Here is a 24,289-nt window from a genome sequence, read left to right as displayed (position 1 = left end):
CTCCCACCGGAACCGGGCGGGAACCGTGGATCACCGACAGCGGAATCCGCTTCCGGCGAAGCCCGCGCCGCCCTAAGCCGCCGCCGGCATGGCGGACCGGAGGCATGCCTGCCGGAAGCGGGTGAGCAGCAGCCGCGCCAGCTCGGGGGCGTCGCCGAGGACGGGCGCCAGGACGTCGGCCCCCGCCTCGGCCGCACCGGCGGCGATGCGGTCGGGCAGGAAGCCGGGCGCGACGACGTAGGGGGCGACCGCCACCCGGCGGACGCCGTCGGCGCGCAGGGCGCGGACGACGTCCGCCGTGCGGGGCGGTGATGCGGAGGCGAACGCAGGCCGCACGGCGCACCAACCGGTGGTACGCCGCCACTCCCGCGCGGTTTCTGCGATCACTGCGATCGCCTCCGGGTCCGAGGAGCCCGCCGCCGCCAGCACGATCCCGGTCGACCCGGCGTCGGCGGGGTCCACCCCCGCCTGCCGCAGGCGGCGTTCCAGCGCGGCCGTGAGCAGGGGATGCGGGCCGAGCACGTCGGCCCGGGTGACGCGGAGCCGGGGCAGCCGGGCCTCCGTCTCGCGCAACACGGCGGGGATGTCGCTCTTGGCGTGGAAGGCCCGGGTCAGCAGCAGCGGCAGGGCGACGACGTCCCGCACGCCCTCGGCGTCGAGGCGGCGCAGCACCTGCGGCACCGAGGGGGCGTTGAAGTCGAGGTGCCCCGCCTCGACGCGGAGGTCGGGGCGCAGCGCGCGGACCCGCCGGCACAGCGCGGCGACGGTCGCGGCGTGCCGCGGGTCGCGGGAGCCGTGGGCGACGACCAGCAGGGCGGGCCGGTGAGACATGGGAGGGTCCGTTCCGTCAGCGGCCGGTGAGGCCGCGGTTGTGCAGGACGCGCCGTTCGAGCGGGGAGAACAGCAGCGACTCGACGCTGACGCCGACGGCGAGGATGAGCGCCACGGCCGCCAGGACCGCGCTCATGGACTCCGCCGCGTTCCCCTCGGCCAGCATCCGTCCGATGCCGGGAAGCGGCGTCGCCGTGATCAGCTCGGCCGTCATCAGCGCCCGCCAGCCGAACGTCCAGCCCTGCCGCAGCGCGGCGATGAGCCCGGGCAGCGCGGCGGGGAGCAGGATGTGCAGGGCGCCGCTCGGGCCGCGCGCTCCCATGGAGCGTCCGGCGCGCAGCAGGAGCGGCGGCACCTGGTCGATCCCGGCGGCCACTCCGACGGCGATGGACGGGACGGCACCGAGCAGCACGACGGCGTACACCGCGCCCTCCGAGGGGCCGAGCCCGATGACGGCGACCGGCACCAGGGCCGCCGCCGGCAGCGACTGGAGGGCCGCGAGCACCGGCCCGAGCACCGTGCGCAGTGCGGCGATCCGGGTGAGCAGCACGCCGAGCGGGACGCCGAGGACGGCGGAGGCGGTGAAACCGACGAGGCAGCGCAGGACGCTGTGCCCGAGCGAGGGCAGCAGCGTGCCGTCCGCCAGGGCGTCGCCCAGCTCCCCGGCGACGGCCGCGGGGGAGGGCAGCCGCTCCGACCAGCCGAGTACGTGGGCGAGCTGCCACAGCGCCAGCACCGCCACGACGGCGAGCAGCGGCGGGGCGGTCTTGGCCAGGACGCGGCGGGAGGTCTCGGCGGCGGGCTGGCTCTCCAGGGCGTCGAGCCCGGAGGCCATCTCCACCGCGTCGTCCGCCTCGGGGCCCCGGCCGCGCCCGGAGGCGGGGGTGCCCACGGCGTCAGTGACGGGCATGGCGCACGATCTCCTGGTGCAGGTGGCCGGTGATCTCCCGGGCGAGCGAGGTGACGCCGGAGTCCTCGATGCGCCGGGGGTAGGGCAGGTCGACGTCCCACTCGCGGGCGACGCGTCCGGGGCGGGAGGACAGCAGGACGACGCGCTGGCCCAGCCGGACGGCCTCCCGCACGTTGTGCGTGACGAACAGGACCGTCAGCTTCCGCTCCTGCCAGACCCGGCTCAGCTCGTCGTGCAGCAGGTCGCGGGTGATGGCGTCCAGCGCGGCGAACGGCTCGTCCATGAGCAGCACCTCGCTGCCCTGCGCGAGCGAGCGGGCCAGCGCGACACGCTGCCGCATCCCGCCGGAGAGCTGGTGCACCCGCTTGCCGTACGCGTCCGGGAGCCGCACGAGGTCCAGCAGCTCGGCGGCCTGCTCCCGCCGCCGCGCCTTGGGCACCCCGGCCAGTTTCAGCGCCAGTTCGACGTTGCGGCCCGCGCTCAGCCACGGGAACAGCGCGTGGTCCTGGAACATCAGCGCGGGACGCCCGAAGGGCACCTGGGCGGTGCCGGACGTGGGCTGGTCGAGCCCGGCGACCAGGTTCAGCAGGGTCGACTTGCCGCACCCCGAGGCACCGAGCAGGCACACGAACTCGCCCGGCGCGGCCTGGAGCTGGATGTCGTCGAGCACGAGCTGCTGCGCGCCCCGGCGGCCGAACGCCTTCGAGACGTGGTCCAGCCGTACCGCGTAGGGGGCGGGGGAGTCCGCCGAGGGAGCCGTGGCGGGGGCCGTGGCCGGGGTGGCGAGGTGCGTGGGCACGTGGGGTGTCCTCTCGTCTTCGCCACCCGGGCGGGCGGCGCTACGGCAGGTGAGATCGGACGTACGGAGGTGGTGCGGGCGGAGCGGGCGTCACCGGCGGCATCGCCCCATGCCGCCCTGGCCGCTGCCGAGGGGGCCGCTGCCGACGCGGACACCGCGCCGGTCGAACGTCGCGTACGCGGCCCGTCCCGCCGGGCCCACCGGGACACCGTTCATGTCAGAAGTCCCAGCCCTCGTCGTCGACCGCGGCCCGGCGGCCGTCGGCGGCGTTCGCGGCGGCCTCGGCGAAGGCGTCACCGGCCATGCCGGCGGTCAGCGTCGAGCCGTCGGCGGGGTCGATCAGCAGGAACGATCCCGTGCGCCGGGAGTCGGCGTAGGGGTCGACGGCCAGCGGTTCGGCGGTGCGCAGGACGACCCGGCCGATGTCGTTGGCGGTCAGCTCCCCGGGCTCCGGGTGCTGGGAGAGGTCGTCCAGCGTGAGCCGGGAGGGGATCTGCTTGACGATGGCCTTGACCGTGCGGGTCGTGTGCTTGAGCAGCACGCGCCGCCCCACGGTGAGCGGGCTGTCGTGCAGGTGGCACACGGTGGCGGTGAGGTCCTGGCTCGGGCTGACGCTCGCGTCCGTCGGGGCGATGAGATCGCCCCGGGAGATGTCGAGGTCGTCGCTGAGCCGCAGCGTCACCGACTGGGGCGCCCAGGCGACGTCCACGGCCGTGCCGAGCGCGTCGATGCCCTCGATCGTCGACGTCCGGCCCGAGGGCAGGACGGTGACGGCCTGGCCCACCCGCAGCACGCCGGAGGCGATCTGCCCCGCGTAGCCCCGGTAGTCCGGCGCCTCGGGCGTCTGCGGCCGGATCACGTACTGGACGGGGAAGCGGGCCACGTCGTCGGAGGGGTCGTGGGCGACGGGGACCGTCTCCAGGTGCTCCAGCACGGTCGGCCCGGCGTACCAGTCCATGTGCGCCGAGGGCGTCACCACGTTGTCGCCCACCAGCGCGGAGATGGGTACGGCGGTGATCTCCGGGACGCCGAGGGAGGCCGCGTACCGGGTGAACTCCTCGGCGATGGCGGCGAAGACGGACTCCTCGTAGCCGACGAGGTCCATCTTGTTCACCGCGAGCACCACGTGCGGGACGCGCAGCAGCGCGGCCACGGCGGCGTGCCGCCGGGTCTGCTCGACGACGCCGTTGCGCGCGTCGACCAGCACGACCGCCAGCTCCGCCGTCGAGGCGCCGGTGACCATGTTGCGGGTGTACTGCACGTGCCCGGGGGTGTCGGCCAGGATGAACCGGCGCCGGGGCGTGGCGAAGTAGCGGTAAGCGACGTCGATGGTGATGCCCTGCTCGCGCTCGGCGCGCAGGCCGTCCGTCAGCAGCGCCAGGTCGGGCGCCTCCTGGCCCCGGCTGCGGGAGGCCAGCTCGACGGCCTCCAACTGGTCGGCCAGCACCGACTTGGAGTCGTGCAGGAGCCGCCCGACGAGGGTGGACTTGCCGTCGTCCACGCTCCCGGCGGTGGCGAAGCGCAGCAGCGAGGTGGCGGACGTCCCCTCGACGTCGGCGGCCGGCGTCGTGCTCGTCTGGCTCATCAGAAGTACCCCTCGCGCTTGCGGTCTTCCATCGCGGCCTCGGACAGCTTGTCGTCGGCCCGGGTCGCACCCCGTTCGGTCAGCCGGGAGGCGGCGATCTCGGCGATGACCTTCTCGATCGTGTCGGCGTCGGAGTCGACGGCGCCGGTGCAGGACATGTCGCCGACCGTGCGGTAGCGCACCCGCCGGCGCTCGACGGCCTCGCCCTCCCGGGGCCCGCCCCACTCGCCCGGAGCCAGCCACATGCCGCTGCGCGCGAAGACCTCGCGCTCGTGGGCGTAGTAGATCTGCGGGAGTTCGATCTTCTCCCGCGCGATGTACTGCCACACGTCCAGCTCGGTCCAGTTCGAGAGCGGGAAGACGCGCACGTGCTCGCCCGGCGCGTGCCGCCCGTTGTAGAGCTGCCACAGCTCGGGACGCTGGCGGCGGGGGTTCCAGCCGCCGAACTCGTCGCGCAGCGAGAAGACGCGCTCCTTGGCGCGGGCCTTCTCCTCGTCCCGGCGCCCGCCGCCGAACACGGCGTCGAACCGGTGGTCCTCGATGGCCCGCAGCAGCGGCACCGTCTGGAGCGGGTTGCGCGTGCCGTCCGGACGCTCGCGCAGCTCGCCGCGGTCGATGAACTCCTGCACGGAGGCGACGTGCAGCCGCAGCCCGTGCTCGGCGACCGTCCGGTCGCGGTACTCGATGACCTCGGGGAAGTTGTGCCCGGTGTCCACGTGCAGCAGGGCGAAGGGCACGGGGGCCGGCGCGAACGCCTTCAGCGCCAGGTGCAGCATCACGATGGAGTCCTTGCCGCCGGAGAAGAGGATCACCGGCCGCTCGAACTCGCCCGCGACCTCGCGGAAGATGTGCACCGCCTCGGACTCCAGCGCGTCCAGGTGGCTCAGCGCGTACGGGCTGTCGGCGGGCTCGCCGGTCGCGGTCGCCGTCGTCATGCCAGTCCCCTCTCGGTCAGCAGCGTGTGCACGGCCGCGGCCGACTCGGCGACGCCCTGCTCGTGCGCCGCGATGCGCAGGTCCGGGTCGGCCGGAGCCTCGTACGGGTCGTCCACACCGGTCAGCCCGGAGATCTCCCCGGCCGCCTGCCGGGCGTAGAGCCCCTTGACGTCGCGCTCGGAGCACACCTCGACGGGCGTGGCCACGTGCACCTCGACGTACGGCGTGCCCGCCCGCTCGTGGCGCTTGCGCACCGCCTCGCGGCTGTCCGCGTACGGCGCGATCACGGGCACGAGCACGGTGACGCCGTGCGACGCGAGCAGCTCGGCGACGAAGCCGATCCGCTGCACGTTGGTGTGGCGGTCCTCCCGGGAGAAGCCGAGTCCGGCGGAGAGGAACTCCCTGATCTCGTCGCCGTCCAGCACCTCGGTCCGCCGGCCGGCCTCGGCCAGCCGGGCGGCGAGCGCGTGCGCGATCGTCGTCTTGCCCGCGCTCGGCAGCCCGGTCAGCCAGACCGTGCCGCCCCCGCGTCCTGCCTCAGTCATCCTCTGCGCTCCCTGCGCTTCCCGCGTCTGGTCACTCATCAGCCGTGCAGCCCGCACTCGGTCTTGCCGGAACCCGCCCAGCGCCCGGCACGGGCGTCCTCGCCCGGCGCCACGCGGCGGGTGCAGGGGGCGCAGCCGATGGACGGATAGCCGTCCCACAGCAGCGGGTTGGTCAGCACGCCGTGCTCGGCGACGTAGGCGTCCACGTCCTCCTGCGTCCAGCGCGCGATGGGGGAGACCTTCACCTTCTCCCGCTTCTCGTCCCAGCCCACGACGGGCGTGCCCGCCCGGGTGGGGGACTCCTCGCGGCGCAGCCCGGTCGCCCACGCGTCGTAGCCGGTGAGGCCCTCGCGCAGCGGTGCGACCTTGCGCAGCGCGCAGCACCGGTCGGGGTCGCGGTCGTGGAGCTTCGGGCCGTACTGCGCGTCCTGTTCGGCCACGGTCTGCCGGGGGGTGAGGGTGATGACGTTGACGTCCATCACCGCCTCGACGGCGTCCCGGGTCCCGATGGTCTCGGGGAAGTGGTAGCCGGTGTCCAGGAAGACGACGTCCACACCGGGGAAGACCCGGGAGGCCAGGTGCGCGACCACGGCGTCCTCCATGGAGGAGGTCACGCAGAAGCGCTTCTCGAAGGTCTCGGCGGCCCAGCGCAGGATGTCGGTCGCCGAGGCGTCCTCCAGCTCCCGCCCGGCCTCCTCGGCCAGCTCCCGCAGGTCGGTCGCGGTTCTCATGCGGTTCCCCCCTCGTGGTCGTCGGTCGTCCCGGGTCGCCGCGCGTCCCGCGCGAAGCCCCGGGAGAGCAGGCCGAGGAAGGACAGCCGGAAGGCCCGGTTGCAGGCGCCGCACTCCCAGGCGCCGTGCCCCTCCTCGGACGGCCGCAGGTCCTCGTCCCCGCAGTAGGGGCAGTAGAACGGGGCGGCCCGCTCGCTCATTTCAGTGACCCCTCGTCAGCCCGGGTCACCCACTGGGAGAACCGCTCGCCCTCGGTGCGTTGTTCCTCGAACGCCCGCAGAACCCGTTCCACGTAGTCGGCGAGGCCGTCGGCCGTCACCTTCAGCCCGCGCACCTTGCGGCCGAAGCCGGGGTCCAGTCCCAGCGAGCCGCCCAGGTGCACCTGGTAGCCCTCGACCTGGTTGCCCTCGTCGTCCAGGACGAGCTGCCCCTTGAGGCCGATGTCCGCGACCTGGATGCGGGCGCAGGAGTTGGGGCAGCCGTTGATGTTGATGGTGATCGGCTCGGCGAAGCCGGGCAGCCGCCGCTCCATCTCCTCGATGAGGCTCTGGCCCCGGCCCTTGGTCTCCACGATGGCGAGCTTGCAGAACTCGATGCCGGTGCAGGCCATGGTGCCGCGCCGGAAGGAGGAGGGGCGCGTGGTGAGGTCGAGCGCGGCCAGCTCGTCGGTGAGCGCCCGCACCTGCTCCTCGGGCACGTCGAGGATGATCATCTTCTGCTCGACCGTGGTGCGCACCCGCGCGGAGCCGTGTGCCTCGGCGAGGTCGGCGATCTTGGTCAGTGTCGCGCCGTCCACCCGGCCCACGCGCGGGGCGAAGCCGACGTAGAAGCGGCCGTCCTTCTGCCGGTGCACGCCGACGTGGTCGCGCCAGCGCTCGACGGGGGCGTCCGGCGCCGGGCCGTCGGCCAGCTTGCGGCCGAGGTACTCGTCCTCCAGCACCCGGCGGAACTTCTCCGGGCCCCAGTCGGCCACGAGGAACTTGATGCGGGCCCGGTTGCGCAGCCGCCGGTAGCCGTAGTCCCGGAAGATCGAGACGACGCCCTCGAAGACGTCGGCGACCTCCTCCAGGGGTGTCCAGGCGCCGAGTCGCACGCCGATCTTCGGGTTCGTGGACAGGCCGCCGCCCACCCACACGTCGAAGCCCGGGCCGAGCTCCGGGTGGTGCACGCCGACGAAGGCGATGTCGTTGATCTCGTGGGCCACGTCCAGCACCGGCGAGCCGGAGATCGCGGACTTGAACTTGCGCGGGAGGTTGGAGTAGGCGGGATTGCCCACGACGCGGCGGTGCACCTCGTCGACGGCGGGGGTGCCGTCGATGATCTCGTCGGCCGCGATGCCCGCGACGGGCGAGCCGAGGATGACGCGCGGGGTGTCGCCGCAGGCCTCGGTCGTGGACAGTCCCACGCCTTCCAGGCGACGCCAGATCTCCGGCATGTCCTCGATGCGGATCCAGTGGTACTGGATGTTCTGCCGGTCGGTGATGTCGGCGGTCCCGCGCGCGAACTCCTGCGAGATCTCGCCGATGACGCGCAGCTGCTCGGTGGTCAGCCGGCCGCCGTCGACGCGGACGCGGAGCATGAAGTACTCGTCGTCCAGCTCCTCCGGCTCCAGCACGGCCGTCTTGCCGCCGTCGATGCCGGGCCTGCGCTGCGTGTAGAGGCCCCACCAGCGCATCCGGCCCCGGAGGTCGGCGCCGTCGATGGACGCGAAGCCGCGGTGGGCGTAGATCGTCTCAATGCGTGTCCGCACATTGAGACCGTCATCGTCCTTCTTGGTCTGCTCGTTGGCGTTGAGGGGGGTGAAGTGTCCCTTGGCCCACTGGCCTTCGCCACGGTGGCGGCCGGTCCTGCGGCGCGTCGGGGCGGTGGCTTGCTCGGGCGTGTCGGCCATGGTGGCAGGTCCTTCGGGCTGACGGGTGGATGGCGGGAGGGGGCGGCCGTGCGCGTGCGGGCACGCGGGCCGGGGCACACGGCGGTGCGGTCCGCGCTGGGTGGCTCCCGGCCACGGGGCCGGGAGGCGAAGTCAGGGGGTGGCACCCGCCCGCGACAGCGGGGGCGGCGTGCGGTGCGGCGGGGCGTGCGGCGTTCGTGGTGCTGTGACTGTCAGCCCGCCGGACAGATCGCGCTGGACATGCGGCAAAGGTCGACGTGACGCCGACTCACCAAGAAGATTCCAGCTCTGGACATGGGAGGAAGACTCGCACGCGCGCTTGGACGGAGTCCACCGTTATCCATGATGTGGACAAGACCGTCTCGCGGTGCGGGATACTGTGGGGTGCGTCACAGGCGGGCCGCGCCGGGCCGCGCCGGGCCGCGCCGGGTCAGTCGGACGGCCACACCGAGGGGGCGTGGGCCTCCGGCTCGTTCTCCGTCCGGGTGTCGAAGAGGCGGAATCCCCGGCGCCGGTAGTTGGTCAGCGCGTGCGGGGAGTCCTTGCTGCAGGTGTGCACCCACACCCGGCGCGTGGGCTCCCGGCCGGACCACCGCTGCGCGAGGTCCCAGGCCCGCGCCGTGCCCTCGAAGAGCAGCCGACCGCCGATGCCGCGCCCGCGGAAGCCCGGCAGCAGACCGAAGTAGCTGATCTCCACGACGCCCTCGGGCTGGGCGTCCAGTTCGATGTACCCGGCCGGCGTCCCGTGGTCCCAGGCCACCCATGTCTCGGTGCCGGGCCGCTCCAGGAAGCCCTTCCAGCGTGCGCGGCCCCACGGCAGCCGGTCGGTCCAGGCGTGGTCGGTGCCCACGGAGGTGTAGAGGAAGCGGCTGAACTCCGGACTCGGCACCTCGGCCCGGACGATCCGGATGCCGGACCCCGTGTCCGATCCGTGGACACCGGCGGCGGGTGGACGGAGATCGTCGGCCGAGGTCTGTTCCAGCGACCACGTCGTCACGGTGATCTCGCCCGTGGGTCCCTGCGTGGTGCTGTCCGTGGCGCTGTCCATCCGGGCATCCCATCACACCGTGCTCGGCCGTCCGGCTCCCGCCCCGCCCCGGGCGGGACGGTGGGCCGGCAGGATGGAGCCGCCGTACCGGCCCGTCCCCGTCCCCCGGCCGAAAGGGGAAGCCGTTGGCCCCGTCACCCCGCCCGTGCCCGCCGCCCCCGGCGAGCCCCACCGGGCGACCCGCCGGACCCGGTCGCCCGCGGCGGGACGCGCCCGTCGCGGTGCTCGGCGAGTGCGTGGCCGACGCCTTCACCACCCCGGCCGGCCCCGGCGCCCTGGACCTGCACGTGCTCCCCGGGGGAGGCCCGGCCAACACCGCCGCCGCGCTCGCCCGGCTCGGCACGCCCACCCGCTTCCTCGGCCGGCTCTCCGACGACGTCTTCGGCCGTCTCTTCCGCTCCCGGCTGACGGCCGCCGGCGTCGACCTCGGGGCCGTCGTCGAGGCCGCCGAGCCCAGCACCCTCGCCGTGGCCGACGTCGACGCCGGCGGCGGCGCCGCGTACTCCTTCCACGCCACCGGCACCGCCGACTGGCAGTGGACGGACGCCGAACTGGAACGGGCCGCGCGTGCCCCGGCGGCCTGCCTGCACACCGGCTCCCTCGCCCTCGTGCGCGATCCCGGCGGACCGGCCGTCGAACGGCTCCTCGCGGCCGTCCGGCCCCGGGCCACCGTCTCGCTGGACCCCAACGTGCGACCCCTCCTCGTCGACCCCGCGCGCTACCGCGCACGCCTGGCCCGGTGGTGCGCGGCGGCCGACGTCCTGCGGTGCTCCGAGGAGGACCTGGACCACCTGCTGCCGGACGCCGGGCCCGAGCGGGCGGCCGACACCTGGCACACGTCGGGCGTGCGGCTCGTCGTCGTCACCCTCGGCGCACGCGGCGTCTTCGCCTCGCTCGACGGCCACCGGCTGCACGTTCCGACGCCTCCGGTCGCCGTCGTCGACACGGTCGGGGCCGGGGACGCCTTCACCGCCGGCCTGCTGCACGGGCTGCACCGGGCCGGCGAGCTGGGCGGACGCCTCGACGGGCTCGGCCCCGACGTCCTGCACGACGCGCTGACCACAGGAGTTCGGCTCTCGGCGGCCGTCTGCGCCGTGCGCGGTGCCGATCCGCCCCGCGAGACCCCCCGCTGAGCCGGGCCCCCGCGCTCCCGGCGGAGGCCGGCGGCCGGGCCCGTCCCACGTCACCGGTGCGCGTCCCGGACCGGAAGCCGGATACGTTGGGTGCGTGCGAGCAGCCGAACCGTCCCCCAGGCGCCGCTCCGCCGGGCGCGTGAGCATGAGCGGTCTCTACCGCAACATCCCGAAGAAGCGACTCTCGTGGCTGCTGCTGAAGGACACGGTCAACTCCTGCATGGAGTACCGCATCCTCGGCCTCGCCGCCGAGGCCGCGTTCTTCACGCTGCTCTCCCTGCCGCCCCTGCTGCTCGGCCTCCTCGGACTGCTCGGCTACCTGGACGCGTGGATCGGCACGGACACCATCGACAGCGTCCGCACCAACATCCTCGACGCCTCCGCCACCGTCCTCTCCGACCGCGGTGTCAACGAGATCGCCGCACCCCTCATCGACGACGTCATCGAGGGCGGTCGGCCCGACATCGTCTCCTTCGGCTTCGCGCTCGCCCTGTGGTCGGGCTCGCGCGCGGTGAACGTCTTCATCGACACGATCACGGTCATGTACGGGCTCGACGGGCACCGGGGCATCGTGAAGACCAGGCTGCTGGCCTTCCTGCTCTTCCTCGTCGCGCTGCTGATCGGAGCCGTCGCGCTGCCGCTCATGGTGATCGGCCCCGACGCCGTGATCAGCTGGGTGCCGCAGGCGGAGTGGGTCGTCCAGATCTTCTACTGGCCCACCGTCCTGCTGCTCTCCGTCGCGTTCCTCACCACGCTCTTCCACGTCTCCGTCCCCGTCCGCTCGCCGTGGCGCGAGGACATCCCGGGGGCCCTGGTCGCGCTGCTCATGTGGGTGGGCGGCTCGTTCCTGCTGCGCCTGTACCTGACTGCCACCGTGGAGGGGCCGACGATCTACGGGTCGCTGGCCGCACCCGTCGCCGTGCTGCTGTGGATCTTCGTCTCGGCGTTCGCCGTCCTGGTCGGCGCCGCCGTCAACGCGGCGATCGACCGGGTGTGGCCGTCGGTCGCCACGGCCGCGGCGCGGCGCGCCCGTGACCGGCAGCGGGAGCGGGAGGCGGCGGTGCTGGTCGCCGCCGCCGAGGCCCGCCGCCACGGGGGCGGGACCGCCGCCGGGGCGGACCCGGGGTCCGGGGCGGCCGACGACGAGGAGGAGGACGACGGCTCCGGCCCCGAGCCCCCCGAGTACCCCGAACGCTGGGCACGCTTCCTGCCGCCGGAGGACCTCCGCTCGCGGCTCAAGGGGCCCCGCCACTGACGCACGGCCCCACCCGGCCGGTCCCCGCACTCCGGGTCGCCCGCACGCCGCACAGGGGTCGTGCAACCGGTCGAACGGTGACACAGTGAAGGAGTTCGCCTTCCGGTCTGGGGTGCGGCATGAACACGCAGCGAACGGTTCCCGGGGCCACCGGGCCGGGCGGGTGGCCCGCCGACCCGCGCACCACGCTCGCCCTCAACCGCATGGGCACCTTCGACCTGGACCTCGACCGCGACGTCATGCACCTGGACGAGGGCGCGCTCGCCGTCTTCGACCTGCGCCGCGACGAGTACGACGGCCGACCGGCGGGCCTCGGCGGCCGGGTGCCGCCGTCGGAGTCCGCCCGGATGGACGCGCTGGTCTCCCGGGCCATCGAGGACGGGCGCCCCCGCTACGGCCTGTACTTCCGCGTCCGCTGCCGCGACGGCACCCTGCGCTGGACGCACACCCTGGGCCACATCCTCCGCGACCCCGCCGGCCGGGCCCACCGCCTCGTCGGCGTCGTGCGGGACGCCACGGACGAACTGTCGGGCGAGGCCGGCCCCGGCGCTCCCGGCACCGAACGCCACCGAGAGTCCGGCGTCGTGGAGGAGACGACCGCCGCCCTCGCCCACGCGCGGTCCGTGCGCGACGTCATCGACGTCCTGGAGAGCGCCCGCGGCATGGGGCGACTCGGCGCCGTCAGCCTCCTGATGGGGCTGGTCGAGGGCAACCACATCCGCCAGATCGCCGAAGGCCGCACGGCGAGCCTCGTGCCCGAGCTGGAGTACACCCGCATCGACGCGGACTTCCCCATGAGCGAGGTCGTCCGCACGATGACGCCGCGCTTCTTCGTCTCCCGGCAGGAGTTCGCCGCCCGCTACCCCCGGCTGTGGCCCCACATCGCGCCGCTGCACGCCACCGCCGCCGCGTACCTGCCGCTGATCGCCCAGGGGCGGGCGATCGGCGCCGTCGGGCTCCTCTTCCGTGACAAGCACACCTTCCCGCCCCACGAGGAGACCCTGCTCACCGCGCTCACCAGCACGATCGCGCAGAGTCTGCAACGGGCGATGCTGTACGAGCAGGAGATGGAGCTGGCCGAGAGCCTCCAGCGCTTCATGCTGCCCCACACCATCCCCGCGGTGCCGGGGCTGCGCACCGAGGTCAGCTACCGGCCGGCCCGCCGGGGGCGGGACATCGGCGGGGACTGGTACGACGTCATCCCCCTGCCCGGGGGCCGGGTCGCGGCGGTCATCGGCGACGTGCAGGGCCACGACACGCACGCCGCCGCCGTCATGGGCCAGCTGCGCATCGTGCTGCGCGCCTACGCGGCCGAGGGCCACACCGCCTCGACGGTGCTGGCCCGCGCGTCCGCGTTCCTGCACGACCTGGACACCGACCGCTTCGCGACCTGCCTGTACGCCGAGGCCGACCCCTCCACCGGCTGGCTGCGCCTGGTCCGCGCCGGGCACCTGGACCCACTGCTGCGGGGGTCGGACGGCCGGTGCCGGGTGCTGCCGGTGGCCGGTGCCCTGCCCCTGGGACTGCCCCACCTGGGCGCACCGGACTTCCCGGTGACCTCCGTGGAGCTGGCGGTCGGGGAGACGCTCGTGATGTTCACCGACGGCCTGGTCGAGCGGCCCGACGCCGACCTGGACGACGGCGTGCGCGCCCTCGTCGACGCCGTCGGGCGCGGCCCGGACGACCTGCGCAAGCTCGCCGACTGGCTCTGCGAGCTGCCCAACGCGCGGGCGGGCGTCGACGACCTGGCCCTCGTCCTGCTGCGGCGCGACGCCTCGCCCGTCCCGCAGCTCGGCCGTCGTCTCCACCACCACGTCGCACCGGGGGACCTGCGGGCCGTCGCCGGGGTGCGGCAGATGGCCAGGGCGGCCGTGCGCTCCTGGAACGCCGACGCCTGCGCCGACGCCCTGGAGCTGGTCACCCACGAACTGACGGTCAACGCCCTGCGGCACACCGGCGGCGGCGCGGTCGTCACCTTCCGGCTCCTGGACGGCGCCGACCGCCGGGTCCGCGTCGAGGTCGAGGACACCTCCACCGAGGCCCCCGAACTCGGTCGCGACGAGGACATCGGCCTGACGGGGCGCGGGATGCTGCTCGTCGACCGGCTCGCCGACGTGTGGGGCGTGGAGCCGCGCGGCACCGGGAAGTCCGTGTGGTGCGAGTTCGTCGCACCGACCCGCTACGGCGCCCCCGCATAGCCCCCGCCCCGCCCCACGTCGCCCCCTCGCCGAAACGGGGGGCCTCTGGCGTCGCGGAGGCGGGGCGCCGTAGCATCGACGCATGCGCCGACGACATTGACCCTCGCCCGCCTCCGTTCCCTCCCTCCGCCGCAGGCTGTACGCCTACGCGGGGCTGGAGGACCTCGTCCTGCTCTACCCCGTCTACGCGGTGCTCTTCGCCGACACGGGGCTCGACGCGGCCGAGATCTCCTCGCTGTTCGTCATCTGGTCGCTCGCCGGGTTCGTGCTGGAGGTCCCCTCCGGTGTCCTGGCCGACCTGCTGCCGCGCCGGACGCTGCTGGTCCTCGCGCCACTGCTGAACGGCGCCGGGTTCGCGCTGTGGACCGTCGCGCCCTCCTATCCCGCGTTCGCGGCGGGTTTCGTTCTGTGGGGTGCCGGGGAGGCGCTGCGGTCCGGCACCTACCAGGCGCTGGCCTGGACGGAGCTGGACCGCCTCGGCGCGGCGGACGGATATGAGCGGCTCGTCGGGCGCGGCCGGGCGCTGGGGCTCACCGCCCAGCTGCTCGCCGCCGCCCTGGCCGGGCCGGTCCTGGCCGCGGGCGGCTACCGCGCCCTGGGACTGGCCAGTACGGCGGCGCTTGTGCTGTGTGCCTGCGTCGCCCTCACCCTTCCCGACTCCCGCGCCCCCGCGCCGGATGAGGGGGAGGAGGAACCGGGCTTCCGCGCGGTCCTGCGCGGCGGCCTGCGGGAACTGCGCCGCACCCCCGGTGCGCGCCGGGCGGCGCTCTTCTGGGCGGTCGTCACGGGCGTCACGGCGCTGGACGAGTACGTACCGCTCCTGGCCGACGCGGTCGCCCCGGGGCCGGCGGCGCTGCCGCTGCTGGTCGGCCTCGTCACGGCCGGAGCGGCGGTGGGCGGCTGGCTGGCCGGCCGGGGGCCCCGTCGGGCGGGCGGGGTCCTGGCGGCGGGCGCCGCCTGCCTCGCCGGAGGTGCGCTCAGCGGCCACCCGGCCGGGCTCGTCCCGGTGGCCGTCGCCTACGGCGTCTTCGAGTGGACCATGGCGCGGGCCGACGCCCGGCTCCAGGCCGCCGTCTCCGACCGGTCCCGGGCGACGGTCACCTCGCTCGCCGGTTTCGGCTCCGAGGTCGTCGCGGTCCTCGTCTTCGCCGGGTACGCCCTCGGTTCGCAGGTCGCCGGAACCGGCCTCCTCTTCGCCGCCGGTGCCGTGCCCTACCTGCTGATGTCCCTGTCCGATTTCCGCGAGTGGCGACGCCGCGGGCGTCGCACACTGAAGGAGTGATGGACGACGAGAGCAGGTACGAAGCGGTCCGCGGCCGGGACGCGCGGTTCGACGGTGTGTTCTTCACGGCGGTCCGTACGACCGGCATCTACTGCCGCCCGAGCTGCCCGGCGGTCACCCCGAAACGGCAGAACGTCACCTTCCACCCCTCGGCCGCCGCCGCCCAGGCCGCCGGGTACCGGGCCTGCCGCCGGTGCCGCCCCGACACGGTGCCCGGCTCGGCCGAGTGGAACGTCCGGGCCGACGCCGTGGGCCGGGCGATGCGCATGATCGCCGACGGTGTGGTGGACCGCGAGGGGGTCGGCGGGTTGGCCGGGCGCCTCGGCTACAGCGCCCGGCAGCTCCAGCGCCAGCTGACCGGGGAGCTCGGGGCCGGTCCGATCGCGCTCGCCCGCGCCCAGCGCGCGCACACCGCGCGGACGCTGCTGCAGACCACGGGCCTGCCGGTCACCGAGATCGCCTTCGCCGCCGGGTTCGCCAGCGTCCGGCAGTTCAACGACACGCTCCGCGCCGTGTACGGCACCACCCCGACCGGCCTGCGCGGCGCGTCGGGCACTCCGCCCGAGGGCGACGGGGTGCCCCTGCGGCTCGCCCACCGGACCCCCTACGACGCGGCGGGCGTCTTCGACTTCCTCGGCCGCCGCGCGGTGCCGGGCGTGGAGGAGGTGACCGGCGAGCCGGGGGAGCGCCGCTACCGCCGCACCCTCGCCCTGCCGCACGCCCACGCCGTCGCCGAGGTCGGGGAGCGCGGCGGAGCGGGGTGGCTGCCCTGCCGGCTGCACCTGGCCGACCTGCGGGACCTGACCACCGCCGTCCAGCGCCTGCGGCGGCTGTTCGACCTGGACGCCGACCCCTGGGCCGTCACCGACCGGCTCGCCCGCGACCCGCTGCTGCGGCCGTCCGCCGCCGCCCGGCCGGGGCTGCGCTCGCCCGGCGCGGCCGACGGCGCCGAACTGGCCGCCCGCGCCGTGCTCGGGCAGCAGGTCACCGTCCGGGCCGCCCGGACCCTCACCGCCCGGCTCGTCGCCGCGTACGGCAAACCGCTGTCCGCCGCGGACGGCACGCTGACCCGCTTGTTCCCCGACGCCGCCACCCTGGCGGAGGCCGACCTCGCGGAACTCGGCATGCCCGCCGCCCGGCGGGCCGCGCTGCGCACGGTGATGACGGCCGTCGCCGACGGCTCGGTGCGGCTGGACCCCGGTGCGGACCGCGAGGAGACCCAGCGCGCCCTGCTCGCGCTGCGCGGCGTGGGTCCGTGGACGGCGTCCTACATCCGCATGCGGGCCCTCGGCGACCCCGACGTGCTCCTGACCGGTGACGCGGGGGTCCGGCACGGTCTGGCGCACCTCGGCGGCACGCCCGACCCGGCGGCCTGGCGGCCCTGGAGCTCCTACGCGGTCCACCACCTGTGGTCGGTCGCCGCGTCCGCCGTCGACGGGTGACTCCCGGGCCGTCCCGTCCCCCGTCACTCTCGGGAGTGACGCTCCGTCGGCATTCCCGTTGCGGCCGACGCCAGTTGGCGCGCCGCGCGGCCCTACGGGTGGGCGGCGGCGCGGCACGCGGCGACACTGTCACCATGACGCACGACTGGTGGACCCGGCTGTACGCGGACGACCAGCCCGACGCGGGGCGCACCGCGGCGGCCGACAGCCTGGACGACCGCTTCGAGGCGGCCGCCCGCGCCCTGGACCACGGCGGAGACGGCTTCCCCGGCCGGCGGGGGCCGACCGGGGGCGCCGGGCCCGCCGAATCCCCCGGGCGCGTCGACGACCGCCCGCCACCGCCCGGGCGCGAACCGTCGGCCTGGCCGGAGGCCGATCCGGCCCGCCTCGATCAGCTGGCGCCCGACACCGAGTTGGACGGCGCCGGCTACGGCGCGCTCACCGTGCGGACCGTCTCCGTACGCGGGGACTCCGCCCGGCTGCGGGGCCGCCCCCGCCACGACGCGCAGCTGACGGCGCGCTTCGGAGCGGGCGACGACGCGTTGCTGCTGCTCGCGGTCGCGGGCAGCCACCCGGGCGCGTCGTCGGGCCAGCGAGCCGCTCGGACGGCCTGCCACCGGATCGCCGAAGCGGTGGGCCGCAGTCACGCGGCTCTGCTGGACGACGTGCGGGCCGGTCGGCGCGGCGCGCTCAAGTCGGGCCTCGGCCGGCTGACCGGACGCGGCCTCGGCGCTCCCCGCCGCCCGGCCGACGACGCCGACGGGACGGCCGAGCGGGCCGCCTGGCTGCGGTGCCTGCTGCTGCCCGTCGACCCCCGCTGCCGGACCCGGCTGTTCTTCGGCGCGGGCCCCGGGGGCCTGTTCCGGTTGCGGGCCGGCGCGTGGGACGACATCGAGCCGGAGGCGGTCGCCGGGCCCGTCCCCGTGACGCCCGGCGGCACGCGACCCTCCGTCCCCCCGCTCGTGCCCCCGTTCCGCTTCCGTGCCGCCGTCGCCCGGCCGGGGGACACGCTCCTCCTGTGCGGCCCGGGGCTGTCCGAGCCGCTGCGCGGCGCGCCGGAGCTGGCCCGCGAACTCGCCGCCCGCTGGGCCGGGGACGCGCCCGGTCCGGCGGCGTTCCTCACGGACGTCCAGCTCCCCGTCGAGGGCCACGCCGACGACCGCACGGCCGCCGCCGTGTGGGAGTCCTGAGCGCGGGGCCGTCCGCGGCGCCCGCCGGGCGGCCACCGGACTCAGCCGAACTGCTTCTCGATCGCGGCGAGTTTCTCCTCCAGGGAGTCCAGCCGTCCGCCCGCCTGCCCGATGTCGCCGTTCTCCCCGGACGCGGGCTTCCGTCCCCGCTCGGCGGTCTCCTCCTCGGCGGCGGCGAGGGCCGCGCGGGCCCGCACGGGCTGCTCCACCTCGACGGCGACCTCGACGTCCTGCGGCACGGCGGCGCGTCCGGGCACCCAGCCGGGCCGCCGTCGGCTGAGCGCCTTCAGGCGGGCCCGCTCCAGCTTGGTCTGCTCACGCTGCCGGGCCCGTTCACGCTCCTTGGTCCGCCGCTCCTCCCGCACCTCGTCGACGGCCTCGTCCAGCGTGCGCACCCCCTCCAGCAGCATCAGCGACCAGGCGCGGAAGGTCTCGCGCGGTGCCCGAAGCCAGCGCACCACCCGGATCTGCGGCAACGGGCGCGGCACGAGGCCCTGTTCGCGCAGCGCGGCCCGCCGGGTCTGCTTGAGCGCCCGGTCGAAGAGGATGGCGGCCGAGATCGACATCCCGGCGAAGAAGTGCGGAGCGCCCGCGTGGTCGGCGCCGCGCGGGGCGTGGACCCAGTTGAACCAGGCGGCGGCCCCGGCGAAGATCCACACCAGGAGCCGGGAACCGACGGAGGCGTCCCCGTGGCTGGCCTCACGCACGGCGATGACGGCCGAGAACATCGCCGCCCCGTCCAGCCCGAAGGGGACGAGGTACTCCCAGCCGCCGTCGAGGTTCAGGTTCTGCCGGCCGAATCCGACGAGCCCGTGGAAGGACAGGGCCGCGGCCACTCCGGCGCAGCAGAAGAGCAGCAGGTAGGAGGCGGTCGCGTAGACGGTCTCCTTCCGGCGGCGTCGTTCCTCGCTGCGTTCCCAGGAGTCGTGCTGCGCGGCGTCCTCGGCGGACTTCCTGCCGCGCACCATCAGGACGACGGCCCCCAGCAGGCCGGCGAGCATGACGGCTCCCGCCACCGTCCACTGCAGTGATCCATCCGTGAGTTCCATACCGGTGCCCCTCGTCGGCCGTCGGCCGTGGACCCGGGGTCCGGGGAGCCGGGCCGCGGGTGCCGCTTTCTCGCGGTGCATCCTGACCCAGGGCGGGGGCGTGTAGGGGCGATTCCCGGCAAGTGCCCGCCAACGAGGTGCGGTGGGGCGTGCCACGACCCCACGCGTTCGAACACGTCAGGTGTCGGCGGTCAGGCGTGCGATGCGCTCGGCGTCCTTCGTGCGGGGGCAGGTGACGCAGGTCTCCTCGGGGCGGAGGGTGTAGTAGAGGCAGCAGCTCGCGCGGTCGCGCGTGGGGAGGCGGCTGCCGTCGGGGGCGGTCAGTTCGCGGAAGCCGGCGCCGCGCGGGAAGGGTGCCGTGGCGCCCGGCAGCAGCGCCTCGGCGGCCTCGATCGCCCGCCTCTCCTGCCCCAAGAGCCGGCCGACGTACCACAGGCCCTCGGTGATCTCGTCCGCCGCCGCGCCCCACAGCGCGCGCGGACCGCGCCGCATGTGCGGCCGGAAGCCCTCCAGGACCGGGCCCAGGTGTTCGGCGACGGCCGTTCGCACCTCGGCCCGCAGCGCCTCCTCGTGCGGGACGACCAGGGCGTCCCGGTGGTGCGCCGCCGGGTCGTCCGGAAGGCAGGCGAACGTGGTCGTGCGCAGGGCCAGGCGGCCGTGGGCGCGGTGGAACGCCACCGCGTCGGCCGGGAAGCGCGGCACCCGGCGCAGCAGGAACCACGGCACGGTGATCAGCAGGGTCGCGGGCCACGCGTAGCGGTGCAGCCCGAAGGAGGCGATGACGTCGGGCCGGGCGCTCACACCGTAGTCCCGGCGGATCTGCTCGTCGTCGCAGGCGAGGAACGCCTCCAGGGCGCCGCCGCCGTCGGCCAGCTCCGAGCTGGTCACCCAGCCCTCCCCCGTGGGGGGCGGGGCCCCGCCGGTGTCGGTGATCACCAGCCCGGGCAGGACTTCTTCGAGCCGCGCGTAGGCGGCGGCGAGCGGTGCCTCCGCTGCGGGGGCGGACGGCACTGGGGCGAGGCTGGTGGCGGCCATGCGCGAGGTCCCGATTCCACGATCACTGACAGGTAAGCCTTACCTTACCGGATCTTCGGGTGGTTTGATCTCCGGCACTCTCGGCCTAGGGTGCTCTTCGGACAGTTCGGCGGACAGGAGCGGACGGATGGCACGGACCCGGGCGGAGTCGTCGTCGGTGCCTCCCGCGACCCCCCGCCCGTCCGCGCGCCGCCCCGACCGGCCCCTCCCGGCACCCTCGCCCGGCGACGACGCCCCCGTCGTCCTGGACGCCCCCCGCCCCCGCGGTCCTCTCGACCCCGCCGGCCTCCTCGGCCCGTCCGGTGGCCCGTCCGAACCGGCGCCGGGCCCCTCGCGGGAGCGGGGGGCGCGTTTGGCCGGCCCCACGCCGCAGAGCGTGCGCGGGGAGCATGTACACGCGGTGCAGGGCCCGCCCCCGCCCCGGATGCCGCGCCGCCACTCCGTCCGGGCGCAGATCCTCAGCGCCCTGCGGGAGGCGCTGCTGGAGGGGGAGCTGGAGCCCGGCCGTGTCTACTCGGCTCCGGTACTCGCCGAACGCTTCGGCGTGTCGCCCACCCCGGTCCGGGAGGCCATGCAGCGGCTCGCCGCCGAAGGCGCGGTCGAGACCGTGCCGAACCGGGGCTTCCGGGTGGCCGAGCGCTCGTCGTCGGACCTCGCCGAACTCATCGAGATCCGGGCCCTGCTGGAGGTGCCGCCGCTGCTCGCGCTGGCCCGGTCCCTGCCCGCCGAGCGGTGGCGTCCGCTGCGTCCGCTGGCGCAGGCGACCGTCACCCACGCGGCCCGGGGTGAGCGAGGCGCCTACGCGGAGGCCGATCTGGCCTTCCACCGGGCGCTGCTGGAGCTCACCGGCAACCGGCACCTCGTGCGGGTGGCGGAGGACGTACGCCGCCGGTGCGTGCGCCCGCCGCGGTCCCCGAGTGCGGTGCTGGCCACGGCCCGGGAGCACGTCCTGCTCCTCGACGCGCTCACCGCCGGGGACCTCGTCGCCGCCGAACGCCTGCTCCGCGACCACGGCGTGCACTGAGCGCTCCGCACGGGTCCGCTGCCGGGCGCGCACGCCCTGGGCACGTCCCCCGGGCGACGGCCCGCCCGTGCCTCAGGCGGCGGCCAGCCGCTCCGCGAGCCATGTCGGGACGCCGCCCAGCAGCCGGAACAGGCGCTGTGCCTCGGCTCGCAGCCGGGTGGCCTCGGGCTCGGGCTGGACGTCGGCGAGGGCGGCCAGCGCCGGTGCCATCCCCACCAGGAAGCCGAGCTCCTCACGGAGCCGCAGTGACTCGGTGAAGCCGTGCCGCGCCTCGGTGAGGTCGCCGCCGCGCAGGGCCAGCCCGGCGAGATGGCGCCAGGTGAAGGAGCACAGCAGGGTGTCGCCGTGCGCGGTGGCCGCCGCGTGGGCCCGCCGGTACGCCGCCTTCGCCGCCTGCGGGGTGTCGCCGAGGTGTTCGGCGAGCAGCCCGCGCCGGAAGTCCAGGACCGCACGGCCGGGGGCGGTCGGCGGCAGCAGCGCCGCGGCCCGGCCCAGCGCGGAGCGGGCCTCGTCCGCCCGGTCGCGCACGCCCAGGACGGTGGCCGCGTAGGCGAGGTGGCCGCGCTCGCAGGCGGCGGCGCCGCGCAGGGCGTCGCCCTGGGCCAGCGCCTCGGCGGTCCGTACCGCCTCCTCCGCCTCGGCCCAGCCGGCGGTGGTGAACATGCACCGCTCGACGAGCAGTCCGGCCCTCCGGACGGCGGCGCCCGCGTCGGTCGCCGCGTCGGCCGCGAGCAGCGCCGCGGCGTCGTCCCAGCAACCGCGGGACCGCAGCCGCCACACGGCGCGGTCCAGCGGGTCCTCACCCTGTTCCCGGTGTACCGAACCTGACATGGCGGAGTCCGCCACAGTGCCCTCCCCAAGCGCGTCATCGAGCCGGATGGTGCCGGTGAGCCCGGACGAACCCCTCTGGGCCCGGGTGATCGCATCACAGCACGGAAGCGGCACGGAGCCAAGAGGCCGGTGTGAATTCTTTCACAATCTTGAACCGATGGGAGCGGCGTGCAGCGGGCGTCGACGCCCCCTCGCGACGCCCGAACCGTAACCGTGGGTTAAGACCCTCGTGCGGTCGCCGTCGGTGCGGGGATCTGGTGTTTCGCGGAGACGGCGTGGCAGGATACGGGCCTGGAACTCGCCTTAACTGAGCGTGAGTCGGGCGGAGCGGGAAAGGCGGTGAGCATGGCCGCAGCCGGGGAGGTGCCGCAGGGCGCCGTCGGAGGCACGTTGGCGGAGCGCCTCGGCTACCTGTTCGCGAACATGCATCCGTCGGGCTCTCCCTACACCAACGCCCATGTGGCGGAGGTCGTCAGCGGTCATCCCGAGGAGTACGGCGGCGTCCGGCTGACCGAGCAGTACCTGTCGATGCTGCGCAACGGCCGGCGCGCGAACCCCAGCCCCGACGTCCTGCGGGCGCTGGCGAAGTTCTTCGGGGTGCCCGGCGGCTACCTGCTGGGGGACCTCTCCGCGACGCAGGCGGAACGGGTCGAGGAGGAGGTCCGGTTCCTCGTCGCCATGCGGGACCGGCGCGTCCGGGCGATCGCGCTGCGTTCGGTCGGGTTGCCGCCCGAGGTGCAGGACAGCCTGACCACGATTATCGGCCAGTTTCGGCAGCAGATGAATTTGCCCGTGGAACCTCCGGAATCCGACGAACGCCCTGCGTGCGGCGGTTCGGAGCCTGCGGGGTGAGGCGGGGCGGGCGGTCCCCCCAGGACACGGTGGCCCGGCACGGGGGTCCGGGCCGCCTGTGACAAGGGCGGCGCCGAGCGGCAGGCCGGTTCGGCGCCGCCCTCCTTCTCGGTGATCACCGCGGGTGCGTGCGGGAGGTCGCCGGTCCGAACCTGAAGCCGTGGCTTGATATCGCCTGCGGTGCCGCGTCCCCGCAGGGGGTGAACGGCTTTGTGCTGCGCGACCGTTGGCCGATGCGGTAGAAAGGTCCTGTGCCCGTCCGGTGTGCATCCCCCGTCGCACCGGGCGGGCCTTCTCGTGTTCCGGTGCGGCATGTTCCGATGCCGCGTGTTCCGGTGTCGTGCGTTCCGAGGCCGTGTGCTTCCGCTCGGCGCTCATCCGGACCCCCGCCGCCCTGAGTCCGACGCGCGCCGAGGACCCCTCAGCGTCCGACGGTGTCCCGTTCGGCCCGGTCCCCCGCGTGCAGCAGGACCAGGCGGCCGCCTTCGTCGAGGGGGGTGGGCGTGTGCAGCACTCCCGCCGCCCTCCCGTCGGCGGCGTCGAAGAGCAGGATCTCCCCGTGCCCGCCCCGGCTGACGGCCACCCGGTCGCCGCCCGGGGAAGCGGCGACGGCGCGGCGCTGCACACCGTCCCACGGCGTGCCGCCACGGCGCGGCGCCCCGTCCATGGCCGGCAGGGGAATCCGGGCGGAGACCGAGGGGGGCCCGTCCCCGCGCGCCAGCAGCAGGAGTTCGTCGCCGTCCGGGTGGATACGGGTGAAGGCCGCGTGGTCCCGGGCGAGGGCCATACGGAAGACGAGCCCCGGGCCGAGGTCGGCGCGCGCGGTCAGCCCCGTGTCGAGGTCGTGGCACCAGGCGGTGTTCGTCCACTCCGGCCAGCGGGCCGGGTCGGCCGGCCCGCCGCGCAGGCAGGACCACAGCAGCCGGTGCGGCGCGTCCAGTCGCAGGAACCAGCCCCGTCCCGGGCCGCCCCAGGACAGCGGGTCCTCGGCGACGAGGGTGCCGTCGTCGAGCCGGGCGCGGTGGACCCCCTCCCCGGTGGCCGTGAACACCCGGTCCGAGGCGGGGTCGTAGGCGTCGCCGTGCCCGTCGTCCGGCAGCGGGAGCGTGGCGTCCGGCCGGACGCGGGGGCAGCCGGGGCCCGCCGCGAGCAGCCGGGAGTGGCGGAGGAGGGCGAAGCCGCCCGGTGCCCGCTGCCGCAGGACGAGGTGCGGGGCCGGGCCGCCCGTCAGGGTCACCCCGGGCTCGTCCACGCGGACGCGGGTGCGGCACGCGCGGCCGGTGGCCAGGTCGACGGCGGTGAGTAGGTCGCTCCAGGGTTCATCGGCGTGGCCGAGTCCGGTGGTGACGGCCAGGCGGCGGCCCGAGGGGTCGGCCGCGAGGTGCTCGGCGGGCGTGGCCACGGGTATCGCCGCGCTCTCCAGTGCCCCGCCGCCCGCCGCGGCGAACGGGTCGAGGACGAGGAGGGCGCCGGCGAGGTCGTCGACGCACGCCACCCGGTCACCCGGCAGTCGCAGGAAGCCCGCGTGCTCGCTGACGTGCCGGCCCTCCACGGCGGCGACCTCCCGGTGGGACGCGCCGGCTGAGAGGTCCAACAGGCTGATGCGCCCGGCGACATGGTCGGCGACGAGCAGCAGGGTCTCGGGGGTGGGCACGGGCGTCCTCCGGTGGTCGAGTGCGGCATGAGGGTGTCTGGAAATGATTATCATGTGTATCCTGCGCTG

23 protein-coding genes and 1 pseudogene are annotated in these 24,289 nt (G+C 75.3%); 8 read left to right on the top strand and 16 right to left on the bottom strand.

Annotated elements, in window-relative coordinates; genetic code table 11:
- Positions 1-72 precede the first annotated feature (72 nt).
- From IF129_RS07420 to IF129_RS07370, 12 genes and pseudogenes are all read right to left on the bottom strand, one after another.
- Complete coding sequence (locus tag IF129_RS07420) at positions 73-831, bottom strand: sirohydrochlorin chelatase (RefSeq protein WP_191208672.1); 759 nt, start codon at positions 829-831, stop codon at positions 73-75.
- A gap of 16 nt (positions 832-847) precedes the next feature.
- Positions 848-1,741, bottom strand: coding sequence for an ABC transporter permease (locus IF129_RS07415; protein ID WP_191208671.1), 894 nt, complete (start codon positions 1,739-1,741; stop codon positions 848-850).
- Complete coding sequence (locus tag IF129_RS07410) at positions 1,728-2,540, bottom strand: ABC transporter ATP-binding protein (RefSeq protein ID WP_191208670.1); 813 nt, start codon at positions 2,538-2,540, stop codon at positions 1,728-1,730. Before IF129_RS07410 ends, IF129_RS07415 begins: the two co-directional genes overlap by 14 nt.
- A gap of 90 nt (positions 2,541-2,630) precedes the next feature.
- Positions 2,631-2,756 (bottom strand): hypothetical protein, encoded by a 126-nt coding sequence (locus tag IF129_RS07405; RefSeq protein ID WP_191208669.1) that lies wholly within the window; start codon positions 2,754-2,756, stop codon positions 2,631-2,633.
- Between the two features lies 1 nt (position 2,757).
- Positions 2,758-4,125: a sulfate adenylyltransferase subunit 1 gene (locus IF129_RS07400; RefSeq protein ID WP_191208668.1), complete on the bottom strand. Its 1,368-nt coding sequence runs from the start codon at positions 4,123-4,125 to the stop codon at positions 2,758-2,760.
- Positions 4,125-5,060, bottom strand: a complete 936-nt coding sequence (gene cysD, locus IF129_RS07395; protein ID WP_191208667.1) for a sulfate adenylyltransferase subunit CysD — start codon at positions 5,058-5,060, stop codon at positions 4,125-4,127. The genes IF129_RS07400 and cysD overlap by 1 nt, the downstream gene beginning before the upstream one ends.
- A complete protein-coding gene (cysC, locus tag IF129_RS07390; protein ID WP_263576202.1) occupies positions 5,057-5,644 on the bottom strand; it encodes an adenylyl-sulfate kinase in 588 nt (195 codons plus the stop codon). Before cysC ends, cysD begins: the two co-directional genes overlap by 4 nt.
- On the bottom strand, positions 5,644-6,336 hold the full coding sequence (locus tag IF129_RS07385; RefSeq protein ID WP_191208665.1) for a phosphoadenylyl-sulfate reductase: 693 nt from the start codon (positions 6,334-6,336) through the stop codon (positions 5,644-5,646). The genes cysC and IF129_RS07385 overlap by 1 nt, the downstream gene beginning before the upstream one ends.
- Positions 6,333-6,536 (bottom strand): hypothetical protein, encoded by a 204-nt coding sequence (locus IF129_RS07380; protein WP_191208664.1) that lies wholly within the window; start codon positions 6,534-6,536, stop codon positions 6,333-6,335. Before IF129_RS07380 ends, IF129_RS07385 begins: the two co-directional genes overlap by 4 nt.
- Positions 6,533-8,227 carry a nitrite/sulfite reductase gene (locus tag IF129_RS07375; protein WP_191208663.1) on the bottom strand — a complete coding sequence of 565 codons (1,695 nt, stop codon included), beginning with the start codon at positions 8,225-8,227 and terminating at the stop codon, positions 6,533-6,535. The genes IF129_RS07380 and IF129_RS07375 overlap by 4 nt, the downstream gene beginning before the upstream one ends.
- A gap of 212 nt (positions 8,228-8,439) precedes the next feature.
- Positions 8,440-8,511: pseudogene (locus tag IF129_RS26900) on the bottom strand (putative leader peptide); the annotation flags it as partial.
- A 146-nt stretch (positions 8,512-8,657) separates the two neighbouring features.
- On the bottom strand, positions 8,658-9,275 hold the full coding sequence (locus IF129_RS07370) for a GNAT family N-acetyltransferase (RefSeq protein WP_191208662.1): 618 nt from the start codon (positions 9,273-9,275) through the stop codon (positions 8,658-8,660).
- A gap of 221 nt (positions 9,276-9,496) precedes the next feature.
- On the opposite strand from IF129_RS07370, the gene IF129_RS07365 reads away from it, so the two are divergent.
- The 6 genes from IF129_RS07365 (at position 9,497) to IF129_RS07340 (ending at position 17,775) form a co-directional block, all read left to right on the top strand.
- On the top strand, positions 9,497-10,408 hold the full coding sequence (locus tag IF129_RS07365) for a carbohydrate kinase family protein (protein WP_318153617.1): 912 nt from the start codon (positions 9,497-9,499) through the stop codon (positions 10,406-10,408).
- Between the two features lie 145 nt (positions 10,409-10,553).
- On the top strand, positions 10,554-11,663 hold the full coding sequence (locus tag IF129_RS07360; protein WP_191208660.1) for a YihY/virulence factor BrkB family protein: 1,110 nt from the start codon (positions 10,554-10,556) through the stop codon (positions 11,661-11,663).
- Between the two features lie 119 nt (positions 11,664-11,782).
- Positions 11,783-13,861 (top strand): SpoIIE family protein phosphatase, encoded by a 2,079-nt coding sequence (locus IF129_RS07355; RefSeq protein ID WP_191208659.1) that lies wholly within the window; start codon positions 11,783-11,785, stop codon positions 13,859-13,861.
- Positions 13,862-13,997: 136 nt separating this feature from the next.
- On the top strand, positions 13,998-15,143 hold the full coding sequence (locus tag IF129_RS07350) for an MFS transporter (protein ID WP_191208761.1): 1,146 nt from the start codon (positions 13,998-14,000) through the stop codon (positions 15,141-15,143).
- Positions 15,143-16,585 (top strand): AlkA N-terminal domain-containing protein, encoded by a 1,443-nt coding sequence (locus tag IF129_RS07345; protein WP_224754492.1) that lies wholly within the window; start codon positions 15,143-15,145, stop codon positions 16,583-16,585. The genes IF129_RS07350 and IF129_RS07345 overlap by 1 nt, the downstream gene beginning before the upstream one ends.
- A 134-nt stretch (positions 16,586-16,719) precedes the next feature.
- A complete protein-coding gene (locus IF129_RS07340; RefSeq protein WP_191208657.1) occupies positions 16,720-17,775 on the top strand; it encodes a protein phosphatase 2C domain-containing protein in 1,056 nt (351 codons plus the stop codon).
- A gap of 41 nt (positions 17,776-17,816) precedes the next feature.
- Here IF129_RS07340 and IF129_RS07335 read toward each other — a convergent pair whose 3' ends face one another.
- Together IF129_RS07335 and IF129_RS07330 are read right to left on the bottom strand one after the other, a co-directional pair.
- On the bottom strand, positions 17,817-18,824 hold the full coding sequence (locus IF129_RS07335) for a DUF2637 domain-containing protein (RefSeq protein ID WP_191208656.1): 1,008 nt from the start codon (positions 18,822-18,824) through the stop codon (positions 17,817-17,819).
- A gap of 177 nt (positions 18,825-19,001) precedes the next feature.
- Positions 19,002-19,859, bottom strand: a complete 858-nt coding sequence (locus IF129_RS07330) for a (2Fe-2S)-binding protein (protein ID WP_191208655.1) — start codon at positions 19,857-19,859, stop codon at positions 19,002-19,004.
- A 352-nt stretch (positions 19,860-20,211) separates the two neighbouring features.
- On the opposite strand from IF129_RS07330, the gene IF129_RS07325 reads away from it, so the two are divergent.
- A complete protein-coding gene (locus IF129_RS07325; RefSeq protein WP_224754491.1) occupies positions 20,212-20,883 on the top strand; it encodes a GntR family transcriptional regulator in 672 nt (223 codons plus the stop codon).
- A 72-nt stretch (positions 20,884-20,955) separates the two neighbouring features.
- Here IF129_RS07325 and IF129_RS07320 read toward each other — a convergent pair whose 3' ends face one another.
- A complete protein-coding gene (locus IF129_RS07320; protein WP_191208653.1) occupies positions 20,956-21,714 on the bottom strand; it encodes a hypothetical protein in 759 nt (252 codons plus the stop codon).
- A gap of 345 nt (positions 21,715-22,059) precedes the next feature.
- Here IF129_RS07320 and IF129_RS07315 point away from each other — a divergent pair, with 345 nt between their 5' ends.
- Complete coding sequence (locus IF129_RS07315; protein ID WP_191208652.1) at positions 22,060-22,566, top strand: helix-turn-helix domain-containing protein; 507 nt, start codon at positions 22,060-22,062, stop codon at positions 22,564-22,566.
- Positions 22,567-22,987: 421 nt separating this feature from the next.
- On the opposite strand, the gene IF129_RS07310 is transcribed toward IF129_RS07315, so the two are convergent.
- Positions 22,988-24,220 (bottom strand): hypothetical protein, encoded by a 1,233-nt coding sequence (locus IF129_RS07310; protein WP_191208651.1) that lies wholly within the window; start codon positions 24,218-24,220, stop codon positions 22,988-22,990.
- Positions 24,221-24,289: the final 69 nt, after the last annotated feature.

This window comes from Streptomyces chumphonensis (assembly GCF_014779715.1).
Taxonomy (GTDB): domain Bacteria; phylum Actinomycetota; class Actinomycetes; order Streptomycetales; family Streptomycetaceae; genus Streptomyces; species Streptomyces chumphonensis.
The sequence above is the reverse complement of the archived record's forward strand: the minus strand, read 5'-3'. Positions and strand labels throughout refer to the sequence as shown.